Source organism: Janthinobacterium sp. Mn2066 (assembly GCF_049319705.1).
In the GTDB taxonomy this organism is placed as follows: Bacteria; Pseudomonadota; Gammaproteobacteria; order Burkholderiales; family Burkholderiaceae_D; genus Janthinobacterium.
Window position 1 is genome coordinate 1 of sequence record NZ_JBMOUF010000023.1, and the last position, 12,769, is coordinate 12,769.

A 12,769-nucleotide genomic window follows, 5' to 3' on the forward strand; every position below is an offset into this window, starting at 1 on the left:
TGATAGTGCTGCAACCAGTGTGAAAGTAGGTTATTGTCAGGCTTGTTATTCGAAAAAACCCCTTCCGGTGATCCGGTCGGGGTTTTTTTTACGTCTGCTGGTTTTGCAAGTTACAAGGCAAAACATCATAAAAGAGCAGCGCTGCGCGCTGCTCTTTTATGATGTTGGCTGGTACGTTGAAATCTTCAGGAATCATCTTTCTATTCTCTTAGTTACCTGAACATACTTTATCCCAGTCGAGGGCAAAACGGGCCAGGTATTTTTTGAGCCGGTCGGCGTCATTCGGCTTGGCTTTCGCCTCGCGCGATACGGCATACAGCTTGCGGCCAGCATCGGACATGGTGTGCGATTGCCGGCATATCCTGATCACGTTCTGCAGTTGCAAGGCATCGAACAGGTCCAGTCGGCTGGCTTCCTCCGCCCCCATGATGTCTGCCAGCTCCACTTCGTCGCCGTCAGCCTGGCTATCCTGGTGCTGCCATAAGCGCTTGAGCCGGGTGATTTCATCTGTGACGACCGTATCGGTGATGCGGCCGGCTTCCGACAAGGTGGCCAGGCGGGTGACGGCGGCGGACAGGTCGCGGAAGTTGCCGCTCCATGCTGCCGCTGGCGAGTTGGCAAAGCGCATGAAATGTTCGCGCGCTTCCTTGTTGAAGCGTACGCGCTCGCCCGTTTCGGCGCCGTATTGCGCCAGCAGATATTCCAGGTTGGGTTCGATATCTTCGGGGCGCTGGGCCAGGCCCGGCAATGCATAGCTCCACAGATTAATGCGCGCATACAGGTCTTCGCGGAAACGGCCGGCAGCCACTTCCTTGCCTAGGTCGCGGTTGGTGCCGGCGATCAGCTGGAAGTCGCTTTGTACTTCCGTGTCGGCGCCGACGGGGAAGAAGCGCTTTTCTTCGATGGCTTTCAGCAGCATCGCCTGTTCATCGAGACCCAGTTCGCCGATTTCATCGAGAAATAGCAAGCCCTTGTGCGCGCTGCGCAGCAAGCCTGGCCGGTCAGAACCTGCGCCCGTGAATGATCCCTTGATGTGGCCAAACAGGGTCGATGCGGCGCCATCGCCATGCAAAGTGGCGCAATTGAGATCGATGAATTTGCCGTCGATCTGGTGGCGCGATTTTTTCAGTTCATAGATGCGGCGCGCCAAAAAGGATTTGCCTGCACCGGTGGGGCCCATCAGCAGCATGGGCGCTTTCGATTTGATGGCGACCCGCTCGATTTCCTCGATCATGCCGTTAAAGCGCGCATTGCGCGTGGCGATACCGGACTTTAAAAAGGCCACGCCGGCGGCCTGCTCGCGCGTAAAACGCTGGGCGATCTGGTCATAGCGCGACAGATCGAGGTCGATCAGTGCATAGCTGCCAGGATTGCCCATGCTTTGGCGCTTCGGCGGCGAGGTTTGCACCAGGCTGCCGGGGAAGTAGCGCGCTTCCGTCATCAGGAACATGCAAATTTGCGCCACATGGCTACCGGTGGTGATGTGGATCCAGTATTGCTCGCGCTCCGGATCAAAGGGATAGTTGTTGGCGAAATCGTAGAGGGCGCCATAGACGTCTTCAAAATCCCAGGCATCGCTGATGGGGAGCTGGTGTGCGGTCAGCCGGGTTTCGGGCGAGACGCTGGCGATATCCTGTGATACCTGGCGCACCAGGTTGTCGAACTGGCTCCCCGCATACAGCAGCTCGAAGCGGTCGATCACCTTGTCCTCGTGCTGGGTCAGGGCCACGCTGGGCCGCCACTTTTCCCAGCGGGCGGCGCCTTTGCCATTGTCGAGCTGTGTGCCGAGAAAACCGATCACGACGGTGCGTTTTGCTTGCATATAATGGGATAAGAGTTTATCTGAATAGATAATTTATCATGAAAACGAAGTTGCGCCTAATTCTGGCTGAAAAACAGAATTAAAAATTTTATTGAATAGAATCAGTGACTTATGAGTTTCATGTGAGAAATTTTTCGAGCTGGCACAGCGCTTGCAATACAGGAGATAGAAACCGGATAAGCACACAGTAGAAAAGGAAGCAACATGGTCAATCTCCAGTTATTCAAAAGCGCAAAGCAAGCGGCACAACTGCCACCCGCCCTGGCCGTCAATGCCGCAGGTGCGCCTGCCTATGTGTTGACACCGCAGCATCAGCTGGCCCAGTACGCAGCGACGGGTTGCTTGAATACGACGTTTTATGCGAGCGCCGAAGCGCAGCTCGATACGGTACTGGCTTTGTGCAAGAAGGTTGAGCCGGCTTTTATTGCGCAAACGGCCGTGTACTGCCGTGAGCGGGGCTATATGAAGGATATGCCAGCCTTGCTGCTGGCCGTGCTGGCGGGGCAGGGCGCGGCGGAACTGGCGCCCGTCTTCCAGCGTGTGATCAACAACGGCAAGATGCTGCGTAACTTCGTGCAGATACTGCGTTCGGGCGTGGTCGGCCGCAAGTCGCTGGGCTCGCGTCCGAAAAAACTGGTGCAAACGTGGCTGAACAATGCGTCGGAACAGGCCTTGCTCGCTGCCGCCGTCGGCAATGCGCCGTCGCTGGCTGACGTGGTCAAAATGGTGCATCCGAAACCGCAGCAAGCCTGGCGCGCAGCGTTCTTTGCCTGGCTGATAGGCAAGCAATATGACGCCAAGGCGCTGCCGCCGGCGCTGGCCGCCTTCGAAGCTTACAAGGCTGATCCATCGCAGGCGATGCCGGAGGTGCCGTTCCAGATGCTGACGGCGCTGACATTAAGTGCGGCTGACTGGGCGCAGATCGCGCGTCAGGGCAACTGGCAGATGCTGCGCATGAATTTGAATACGTTTGGACGTCACGGGGTGTATGGGATCAAGGGCATGCCGGAACTGATCGCCGCCAAACTGGGCAATCCCGAGGCGATCGCCAAGGCGCGCGTATTTCCCTACCAGCTGATGTCGGCATATATGGCGGCCGGCGATAACGTACCCGCTGTGATACGCGATGCACTGGAGCAGGCGCTTGAAATATCGCTGGCGAATGTACCGCGCATCGCAGGCAGGGTGGTGGTGTGCCCCGACGTTTCCGGCTCCATGTCGTCGCCCGTCAGCGGTTTTCGCGGCAGCGCCACATCGAATGCGCGTTGCATCGATGTGGCGGCGCTGGTGGCGGCGGCCATGCTGCGCAAGAATCCGGACGCGATGGTGCTGCCGTTCGAGCACAGCGTGGTCGATTGCCGGCTGAATGCGCAAGACAGCGTGATGACCAATGCAGCGAAGCTGGCGGCCATCGGTGGTGGCGGCACCAATTGCAGCGCGCCGCTGGCGCACATGAACAGCAAGAAGACGCAGGCCGATCTGGTGATTTTTGTGTCCGATAACGAATCGTGGATCGATACGAAGCGCAGCGGCGCGACGGCGACGATGACGCAGTGGTTGAGTTTCAAGCAGCGCAATGCGCAGGCGAAACTGGTGTGCATTGATATTTCGCCGCATGCCACGACACAGGCGATGGAGTGTGCGGATATTTTGAATGTGGGTGGTTTTTCTGACGACGTATTCAAGATCATCGCCGCCTTTGCCGCCGGCCAGTTGAGCCCTGCCCACTGGGTGGGAGAAATTGCCGCCATCGATATTGCGGTGAGCTGAGCACGGCAAGTTGTTGCAGTAAAGCGCATGAATGCGGGCAAGACTACATCAAGGAAGGTCTTGTCCAATCCTGGTCATCGCGCTGTGGTACCCCGAATGCAGACAGGATTACATCGACTAGCCGCTTCAAACCGGCCTGGCGCGCAATGCGCAGCCAGAAAATCTTGTCACCCCTGGTCGGGTTGTTGTACTGATGAATGCCGGTGGAACTACATCCCGGGCCGATGCGTCGGCAACTGTTTCACCAATCCTTGTCATCACCCTCCGATAAAATGAGAAAAAAAGAGAGCTTATGAAAAACGAAGAATACGAAGTCCTGCATACCGAAGGCAGCCGTCCCGTGAAGATGTGGACGCGCGGCGTGCCGGTCGAGGACGCGGCCAAAAAGCAACTGCGCAATACGGCGACCCTGCCTTTCATTTACAAGCACATTGCCGTCATGCCGGATGTGCACCTGGGTAAAGGCTCGACCATCGGCAGCGTGATTCCTACCCTGGGTGCCGTGATTCCGGCGGCGGTGGGCGTCGATATCGGCTGCGGCATGATGGCCGCGAAGACCACGCTGACGGCCAATGATTTACCCGACAACCTGGGACCGCTGCGCAGTGCCATCGAGCGCGCGATTCCGCACGGGATGTCGCCAAAGACGCGTGGTCACCGTGGCCGCGATGAAGGTTCGTGGCATACGCCACCGGCCGCCGTCGATGCTGCCTGGCTGCAGTTGAAAGATGAATTCGAAACGATCTGCCTGAAAACGCCGAAGCTGAAAAACACGAATAACCACCGTCACCTGGGGACCCTGGGAAGTGGCAACCATTTCGTCGAAGTCTGCCTCGATGAACAGGGCGCCGTCTGGTTCATGCTGCATTCGGGTTCGCGTGGCGTAGGCAATGCCATCGGCACCCATTTCATCGAACTGGCCAAGCAGGACATGCGTACTCACTTTATCAATTTGCCTGACCAGGACCTGGCTTATTTGTGCGAAGGCACGCAGCATTACGACGATTATGTAGAAGCGGTGGGCTGGGCGCAGCGCTTTGCGCGCAATAACCGCGAAGTGATGATGCAGAACCTGATCGCCGCCGTGCGGACGGTGATCCGTCTACCGTTCCAGACGCACGTGGAAGCCGTCAATTGCCACCACAACTATGTGCAGAAGGAGCAGCACTTCGGCAAGGATGTGCTGGTCACGCGCAAGGGGGCCGTCTCGGCACGCGCAGGGGAACTGGGCATCATTCCGGGTTCGATGGGCGCCAAGAGTTTTATCGTGCGCGGCAAGGGCAATGCCGAGAGCTTCCATAGCTGCAGTCATGGCGCGGGCCGCACGATGAGCCGCACGGAAGCGAAAAGGCGTTTCAGCCTGGATGACCAGGTCCGCGCCACCAAAGGCGTGGAATGCCGCAAGGACGCCGATGTGATCGATGAAATTCCGATGGCCTACAAGGATATCGACGCCGTGATGCTGGCCCAGCGGGAACTGGTCGACGTGGTGCATATTCTGAAGCAGGTCGTTTGCGTCAAGGGTTAAGAGAACAAGCATGATAGAACTGGATGGTGCCGTTGGTGAAGGCGGTGGACAGATTTTGCGCTCGGCGCTGAGTTTATCCATGATCACGGGGCAGGCATTTCGCCTGACAAATATACGCGCGGGACGGGCCAAGCCGGGTTTGCTGCGTCAGCATCTGGTGGCGGTGCAGGCGGCTGCGCAAGTGTGCAATGCGCGCACGACGCCGGTAGCGCTGGGTGCGGCGACGCTGGAGTTCGTGCCGGGAAAAATCCGCAGCGGAGACTTCCGCTTTGCCATCGGCAGTGCGGGCAGTTGTACGCTGGTGCTGCAAACGCTATTGCCCGCGCTGCTGTATGCGGATGGGCCGTCGAGCGTGCGTATCACCGGCGGTACGCACAACGCCATGGCGCCGCCCGTGCATTTCCTGCAGCGCGCGTATGGAAGGCTCATGGCGCAGATGGGGGCCGATGTTGAGATTGAATTGCTGCGTTTTGGCTTTTTTCCGGCCGGTGGCGGCGAGGTGCTGGCCAGGGTGCAGCCTGGTTCGCGGCTGAAGCCCATCGAGTTGTTGCAGCGCGGTGAACGGACAGGTGGTTTTGCGGAAAGCTTTGTCGCCGGCGTGCCGGTTGGCGTGGCGCAGCGCGAACTGGAGCGCATCGGCAGCGGCATGGGCTGGAGTGGCAAGCAGTTGCGTATCGGTGGTTTGCCCAACGATCAGGGGCCAGGTAATGTCTTGCTGCTGACCCTGGAGCATGAACACGTGACCGAAGTGTTTACCTCGTTTGGCGAAAAGTCCGTGCTGGCCGAGACAGTGGCCAAGCGGCTGCTGAACGAAGTGCGTTCTTACCTGAAATCCGATGCGGCCGTGGGCGAGTATCTGGCGGACCAGTTGCTGCTGCCGATGGCGCTGGCCGGTGGTGGTGCTTTTACCACCAGCGGGCTAAGCCAGCATGCGCTGACGAATGCCGATGTCATCGCCCGTTTCTTGCCTGTAAGCTTCAGCTTTGAGCAGCAGGCGCACAGCGTGCTGTGCGCCGTGCGCCCGTGGTAACGCTAGAAAACGTACTGTGCGCTGAGGCCCAGCAGCCAGTTGCGTCCCGGCGCTGCCTCATAGTAGCGCTTGTTGCTATCGCCGACGATGACGGAGCCGACGTAGTTACGGTCTAACAAGTTGTTCAGGCGAACAAATTGCTTGAAGCGCCAGTTGCCCAGGCTTTGTTTGGCGTTGAGCCGGAGATTGAATACCGTGTAGCCGGGCGCCGGTTTTTCGCTATTGCTATCTTCCGCGTAGATTTGCTTGCTGGCCACGCTTTCCAGCGCCGCACCGTAGCGGTCCTGAGTGTCTTTCCAGGCCAGTTCGGCAAACAGGTTGGCGCTGGGCACGCCAGGCAAGCGGCTGCCTGCCGCCACATTGCCGAATCCCTGCTCATACACGGCGTGCAGGCTGGTCAGTGCGAGTTTGCTGCTGAAACCGTAAGGCAGGCTGGAATCGAGCGATACTTCCATGCCCTGGCGCAAGGTCTTGCTGGCATTCTTGTAGCTGGTCCGCCCACCGCTGGACATATCGACCACCAGTTCATCGCTGGTCTTGATCTGGAAAATGGCTGCGTTGATACGCGTGTTGTTATTCACCCTGGCTTTCACGCCCGCTTCCAGGTTGGTGCTGGTCGATGGTTTTAAATTGAAATTGAAACCATCGCCTTTGCCTGAGTAAAACAATTCATTCAAGGTGGGGGCCTCGAAACCGCGCGCGGCGCTGGCGTAGACATTGATGTCGGGATTGATTTTATACAGCAAGCCCAGCACCGGTGTCGTGTGGCTGTATTGCAAGCTGCCGCTATCGTCGCCATTGCTGAGGTAATGGTCGGTGACTTCCACTTTCATCTTGCTGTGGCGCAGTCCCGCGCTGAGCAGCCAGGGGCCGCTTTGCCATTCCGCCTGGATATACGGATCGAGGCTGGAAACGACATCCTGTTCATCGCGGCGCAGCCTGCCTTTCAGGCCAAAGGTATTGCCGATGTAATTTTCATAGCCCGTGCGGTCATCGCTGGAGCGGCCGTAATCGATGCCGATGGTGGTGCTCAGCTTGCCGCCAGCCAACTGAATCACATGCAGCCAATTGCTGTCGATGCCATAAAAATTGCGCTTGAAATCGACCACGCCGCCCGACTGGCTGGCAGGCAGCTGGACAGCCTTGCTGAATGCCTGGTACTGGATCACGTCGCGGTTGCCGCCGTACGCCGTCACGTGCAGGCGGTCATCGCCGAAGCGTTGTTCATAGGTAGCGCCGATTTGCTGGTGGTCGATGCTTTTACGTGTGTTGTAGCGGTCGGCCAGGGTGCGTTTCGGGTTTTGTGTATCCGTCGTGTCGATTTCGCCGGCGCGCGGGTCGCGGGCAAACGTGGCCCAGGTAACGCCCAGCGGATCTTGCGTATTGCCCTGATGCAGGGAGTTGGCGACGATGGTCAGTTTGCTGTCCGTATTGGGCTTGACGGTAATCTTGCCGAAAGCCTGTTCGCGCGTGGCGGCGCTATGCTCGCGGTAGCCATCCGTGCGAAAGCGCGAGCCATCGAGCACATAGCCGATGCCGCCTGCCTGGCCTTGCGCGCCGATATCCACCTTGCTGGTGCCGTAGCTGCCGCCCGTCAGATTCAGTTCGACGGATGGTGGATTTTGTCCATCCTTGGAAAACAGCTGGATCACGCCGCCCGAATGGTTGCCGTAGATGGCGGAAAATGGCCCGCGCAGTACTTCGATGCGTTCGGCGGTATCGAGATTAAAGGTGGCGGCCTGGCCCTGGCCATCGGGCATGGTGGCGGGGATGCCGTCGCTGATCAGGCGCACGCCCCGTACGCCAAACGCGGAACGGGCGCCGAAGCCACGCGAGGAGATTTGCAGGTCTTGCGCATAGTTCTGGCGGTTTTGCACGACCAGCCCGGGCACGGCGGCCAGCGCTTCCGAGGCGTTGACGCGGATTTGGCCATCCTGGATGCGGGCGCTGTCGACCACGTCGATCGATGCGGGCACTTCCCGGCTCGGGTGTTCGATACGGCTGCCACTGACGACCACGACGTCCAGTACCTGGGCGTCCGGGGCATCGGCGGCAAAGGCGGTGGCGGTGCCTGCAAAAAACAGGCTGGCGATGGCGTTCAGGCGGAAGTGTTGTTGCATATAAAGATACTCCAATGGGATACGAGCTAACGAAGCTTGCTGCTTGTCAGACTGATTATGCCGACTCTGCCTCCCCCGGTGCGCCACGCAGGATGGCGCCGGTGAGAGCAGGGCGGAATTGTCACAAGTGCTGTACCAAAATGCAACACCTGTTCCATCCCCTTGTTCCATTCTGTAGCGCCCTGCAGGCCACCTGGCATGCCAATAAAGCCTTGCAAGTACGCCGGGACCCGCTAATTTTGTAGTGTGGCCAGTGTTGGCACGGCATTTGCAAATGAGAGGTGGTACTCCCCAACGCGGTAGTACCAGGCAGTCACATTACGCATCACCACCAACAATGAGATAGAGGACGACATGAATCTTGCAGACATCAGCAAACTGGGCGTGGCCAATCCCTTCAAGCAACGCTATGACAATTACATAGGCGGAAAATTTGTTGCACCAGTCAACGGTGAATACTTCCCGAACGTCACCCCGATCACGGGCTTGCCTTTTTGCGAGGTTGCCCGCTCCACGGCGGAAGATGTGGAGCTGGCGCTGGACGCCGCGCATGCCGCCAAGGAAGCCTGGGGCAAGACTTCTCCAGCCGAGCGTGCCAATATCCTGAACCGTATCGCCGATCGTATCGAGCAAAACCTGAGCCTGATCGCCACCGCGGAAACCATCGATAACGGCAAGCCTATCCGTGAAACGACGCATGCCGACATTCCGCTGGCAATCGATCATTTCCGCTACTTTGCCGGCTGCATCCGCGCGCAGGAAGGATCCGTGGCGCAAATCGATGCGGAAACTTACGCCTACCACTTCCATGAGCCGCTCGGTGTAGTGGGGCAGATCATTCCATGGAATTTCCCTATTTTGATGGCGGTGTGGAAACTGGCGCCCGCGCTGGCTGCCGGCAATTGCGTGGTATTGAAACCGGCCGAGCAGACGCCGGCGTCGATCATGGTGCTGGTCGAACTGATCGGTGACTTGCTGCCGCCCGGCGTGTTGAACATCATCAATGGTTTTGGCCTGGAAGCGGGCAAGCCGCTGGCGTCGAGCAAGCGCATCGCCAAGATCGCTTTTACAGGCGAGACAGGCACGGGCCGCTTGATCATGGGCTATGCCGCGCAAAACCTGATCCCCGTCACCCTGGAGTTGGGCGGCAAGTCGCCGAACATCTTCTTCGAAGACGTGATGGATGCGGACGACGAGTATTTCGACAAGTGCCTGGAAGGCTTCACCATGTTTGCGCTGAACCAGGGCGAGGTGTGTACCTGCCCGTCGCGCGTGCTGATCCAGGAATCGATCTACGAGAAATTCATCGAGCGCGCCCTGAAACGCGTGGCGGCCATCAAGCAGGGCAATCCACTCGACGCTTCCACCATGATCGGCGCCCAGGCATCGCAGGAGCAGCTGGAAAAAATCCTGTCCTACCTCGACATTGGCCGTCAGGAAGGCGCCGAAGTGCTGGCCGGTGGCGAGCGCAACCTGCAGACGGGCGATCTGGAAAAAGGCTATTACGTGCGCCCGACTGTGTTCAAAGGCAATAACAAGATGCGCATCTTTCAGGAAGAAATCTTTGGACCGGTGGTTTCCGTGACCACTTTCAAGGATGAAGCCGAAGCACTGGCGATTGCCAATGACACTTTATATGGCCTGGGCGCCGGCTTGTGGACGCGCGACGGTTCGCGCGCCTTCCGTGTGGGCCGCGCGATCCAGGCTGGCCGCGTGTGGACCAATTGCTATCACCTGTACCCAGCCCATGCCGCTTTCGGTGGCTACAAGCAATCGGGCATAGGCCGTGAAAATCACAAGATGATGCTCGACCATTACCAGCAAACGAAGAACTTGCTGGTCAGCTACAGTCCGAAAGCGCTGGGCTTCTTCTAATTAATAGAGTCATGACACCGCATCGCCGCAGGCCGGGTGATGCGGTGCGACGAAAGGACACTGATGAGCGCAGCAATTGCCAGGGTGGTCGCCACCGAGGCGGCACTGGAGCTGATGGACAAGTTGCGCAAACGCTATGGCCCGCTGATGTTTTTCCAGTCGGGTGGGTGTTGCGACGGCAGTACGCCCATGTGTTATGCGAAAGGCGAGTTCGATGTCAGTGATACCGATGTGTATCTTGGCGATTTGAACGGCGCACCGTTTTATATGGGTTTGGAGCAATTCGCTTACTGGGAGCATACGCAATTGATTATCGATGTGGTCGATGGCAATGGCGGCATGTTTTCACTCGACAACGGCACCGGCAAGCGCTTTTTAACGCGCTCGCGCCTGTTCAGTGATGAAGAGAATACTGTGCTGCATGCCAGCTAAGCGGAAATTCTATTTCGTGTGCGGTAACTTGCGGTAAATCGTATTGCGTGAAATACCCAGGGTCCGCGCTGCGGCCGAGACGTTGCCGCCGTGCGCGGCCAGTGCTTCCACGATGGCGCTGTGTTCCAGCGCTTCCAGCCTGCTTGCGCTGCCTGGGGTGGTGGTGTCCTGCATCGGCGCCGAGGCTATATCGTCAAGGAAATCATCAGGCATATGACGCAAGTTGATTTCCTGCTCCTCATCTGCCATCACGATGGCCGTGCGCAAGAGGTTGGTGAGCTGGCGCAAGTTACCTGGCCACTGATGCCGATGGAATAGGCGCAGCAGTTCTGGCGCCAGGGTGTAGCGTATGCCGGGGGCTTCTGTCGCCAGGATTTTTTTCACGACGGTCTCCAGATCCGTACGCTCGCGTAGCGGCGGTAATTTCACGACCAGGCCGTTCAGGCGGTAATACAAGTCTTCGCGGAACAGGCCCTTGGCCATGCGCTCGCGCAAATTGTGGTTCGTTGCGCAGATCAGGTCGATATGAACAGGAATGGATTTGCTGCTGCCCAGCGGCGTAACCATGCGTTCCTGCAACACGCGCAACAGCCGCGCCTGCAAGCCAAGCGGCATGTCGCCTATTTCATCCAGAAACAGGGTGCCGCCATTCGCTTGCAGCAGCTTGCCGGCCGCCCCTTTCTTGCGCGCACCGGTAAAGGCGCCATCTTCATAACCGAACAGCTCGGATTCGATCAGCGTTTCCGGGATCGACGCGCAATTGACGGCAATAAAGGGGCCGGTTGCGCGCGGCGTATCGTTATGGATGGCCTGGGCCAGCAACTCCTTGCCTGTGCCGGTTTCTCCCATGATCAAAATGGGAATGTCGCGGCCCAGCACCTTGCCGACCTTCTCGATGACCAGTTCCAGTTGCGGGTCCCCTGTGCGCAGATAGCGCAGGCCGGACAAGCGCCGCGCCGTACTGGCCGGCGTGACCGTGGTTGCCGGATTTTTTTCGGCGGGCTCGCTGCTGGCGCTGAGGGCATATTGAAAGGCATGGTTGGCCAGCCTCAACTCTGCGCGGCCCAGCACGCGCACGCCGCTTGGCAGGCACAAGTCCAGCAAGCCGGGTGCTGCATTACGGTAATGATCGTACAGTGCCGACACGGGCAGGCCAAACAAGGAACTGAAGCTATGTGATTGCAGTTCAGCAAAAGATAGGCCCAACTGAAACAAGCCATTCTTGTTGGCGGACAAAAAACGTCCGCCAGGCGTGAACGACGCCAGCCCTTCCATCAAGGTGCCGACAAATTCAGGCCGTGCATGAAAGTGCAGGGTGATGGCATCCTCAAAAGTAGCCGAAAACAACTGGTTTTCTATCATCAGTGCCGACATGCGCACCAGGGCCATCGTATGTTTGTGAAAACTGCGTTGATCGCTGGATACGTCCAGCACGCCGATGACATTGCCGCGGTGATCGGTGATCGGTGCCGCCGAACAGGTCAGGAAATGATTGGCCGCCAGATAATGCTGATCCGCGTGCACCAGCGTTGCCAGCTTTTCCGTGATGGCCGTGCCGATCGCATTGGTGCCACGTACTTGTTCCGACCAAGCCACGCCGGGCTTCAGCGCTACGCGATTGGCTTTCTCCAGGAAATCATCGTCGCCCAGGGAATGCACGATCACGCCGCGGGCATCGGTCAATATCACCATGCTGTGGGTGTTGACGATTTGCTGGTAGAGCGCTTCCATGGCGGGCACCGCATGCGTATGCAGCATACGGTTTTGCTCGATTAACAGCGACAGATCTGATTTGGCTATGGGCGTAGAGTCTGGCGTGGCAGCAGGGGACAGTCCAAACGCCTGTGAGCGCTGGTGCGATGTCTCGATAATGGTCGTGGCGACAGGCGAAAAAGAGTCGCTACGATGATGCGTTGATAGGCGATGCATGATCTCGTTGCCTCCGTTGGGCTGCTATGGCGCAGCGCTCTTGTGTATGCGAGAGTGTTCCATAATGTAGCACCTGTGGCGGATGCGCGCACGCGTTAGCAGACTGAGCAATTTACTGTGATATGCGTAAATAAGTCTTGCGGCACTGGCAGGCCTTGGCTATAATTCTTTCCCTCGCTGAACGACGCATGTAAATGCAGAGTGAAGCAGAGAAAAAAGAAGGTTGACGAAATGTGCGAAACGCTTCATACTCTTCCTTCTTC

At 58.2% G+C, this 12,769-nt stretch carries 9 protein-coding genes; 6 read left to right on the plus strand and 3 right to left on the minus strand.

The features are described 5' to 3' along the window. A partial coding sequence (locus ACL9RI_RS27395; protein ID WP_422729607.1) for a hypothetical protein occupies positions 1-220 on the plus strand: 220 nt, incomplete at its 5' end. Here the strand turns inward: ACL9RI_RS27395 and rtcR are convergent. Then, positions 209-1,822, minus strand: coding sequence for an RNA repair transcriptional activator RtcR (rtcR, locus tag ACL9RI_RS27400; protein WP_422729608.1), 1,614 nt, complete (start codon positions 1,820-1,822; stop codon positions 209-211). The two genes, ACL9RI_RS27395 and rtcR, sit on opposite strands and share 12 nt — an antisense overlap. Positions 1,823-2,026: 204 nt before the next feature. Between rtcR and ACL9RI_RS27405 the strand changes: the two genes are divergently transcribed. The 3 genes from ACL9RI_RS27405 to rtcA all read left to right on the plus strand — a co-directional run bounded on the left by ACL9RI_RS27405 (position 2,027) and on the right by rtcA (position 6,150). Then, on the plus strand, positions 2,027-3,592 hold the full coding sequence (locus ACL9RI_RS27405; RefSeq protein WP_422729609.1) for a vWA domain-containing protein: 1,566 nt from the start codon (positions 2,027-2,029) through the stop codon (positions 3,590-3,592). Positions 3,593-3,884: 292 nt separating this feature from the next. Then, complete coding sequence (locus tag ACL9RI_RS27410) at positions 3,885-5,120, plus strand: RtcB family protein (protein WP_422729610.1); 1,236 nt, start codon at positions 3,885-3,887, stop codon at positions 5,118-5,120. Positions 5,121-5,130: 10 nt separating this feature from the next. Continuing rightward, positions 5,131-6,150: an RNA 3'-terminal phosphate cyclase gene (rtcA, locus tag ACL9RI_RS27415; RefSeq protein WP_422729611.1), complete on the plus strand. Its 1,020-nt coding sequence runs from the start codon at positions 5,131-5,133 to the stop codon at positions 6,148-6,150. 2 nt (positions 6,151-6,152) lie between these two features. Here the strand turns inward: rtcA and ACL9RI_RS27420 are convergent, their stop codons facing one another. Next, the gene (locus ACL9RI_RS27420; protein WP_422729612.1) at positions 6,153-8,270 is read right to left on the minus strand and encodes a TonB-dependent receptor family protein; all 2,118 of its coding nucleotides are present in this window, start codon (positions 8,268-8,270) and stop codon (positions 6,153-6,155) included. Between the two features lie 354 nt (positions 8,271-8,624). Between ACL9RI_RS27420 and adh the strand changes: the two genes are divergently transcribed. After that, positions 8,625-10,145 (plus strand): aldehyde dehydrogenase, encoded by a 1,521-nt coding sequence (gene adh / locus ACL9RI_RS27425; RefSeq protein WP_422729613.1) that lies wholly within the window; start codon positions 8,625-8,627, stop codon positions 10,143-10,145. A 63-nt stretch (positions 10,146-10,208) separates the two neighbouring features. Continuing rightward, positions 10,209-10,577: a DUF779 domain-containing protein gene (locus tag ACL9RI_RS27430; RefSeq protein WP_422729614.1), complete on the plus strand. Its 369-nt coding sequence runs from the start codon at positions 10,209-10,211 to the stop codon at positions 10,575-10,577. Between the two features lie 9 nt (positions 10,578-10,586). Here ACL9RI_RS27430 and ACL9RI_RS27435 read toward each other — a convergent pair whose 3' ends face one another. Further along, on the minus strand, positions 10,587-12,506 hold the full coding sequence (locus ACL9RI_RS27435) for a sigma-54-dependent Fis family transcriptional regulator (protein WP_422729615.1): 1,920 nt from the start codon (positions 12,504-12,506) through the stop codon (positions 10,587-10,589). Between the last annotated feature and the right edge of the window lie 263 nt (positions 12,507-12,769).

Excerpts from the sequence above, each read along its gene's own strand:
- rtcR (WP_422729608.1), bottom strand. The coding sequence starts at position 1,822 with ATGCAAGCAAAACGCACCGTCGTGATCGGTTTTCTCGGCACACAGCTC.
- ACL9RI_RS27405 (WP_422729609.1), top strand. The coding sequence starts at position 2,027 with ATGGTCAATCTCCAGTTATTCAAAAGCGCAAAGCAAGCGGCACAACTG.
- ACL9RI_RS27410 (WP_422729610.1), top strand. The coding sequence starts at position 3,885 with ATGAAAAACGAAGAATACGAAGTCCTGCATACCGAAGGCAGCCGTCCC.
- rtcA (WP_422729611.1), top strand. The coding sequence starts at position 5,131 with ATGATAGAACTGGATGGTGCCGTTGGTGAAGGCGGTGGACAGATTTTG.
- ACL9RI_RS27420 (WP_422729612.1), bottom strand. The coding sequence starts at position 8,270 with ATGCAACAACACTTCCGCCTGAACGCCATCGCCAGCCTGTTTTTTGCA.
- adh (WP_422729613.1), top strand. The coding sequence starts at position 8,625 with ATGAATCTTGCAGACATCAGCAAACTGGGCGTGGCCAATCCCTTCAAG.
- ACL9RI_RS27430 (WP_422729614.1), top strand. The coding sequence starts at position 10,209 with ATGAGCGCAGCAATTGCCAGGGTGGTCGCCACCGAGGCGGCACTGGAG.
- ACL9RI_RS27435 (WP_422729615.1), bottom strand. The coding sequence starts at position 12,506 with ATGCATCGCCTATCAACGCATCATCGTAGCGACTCTTTTTCGCCTGTC.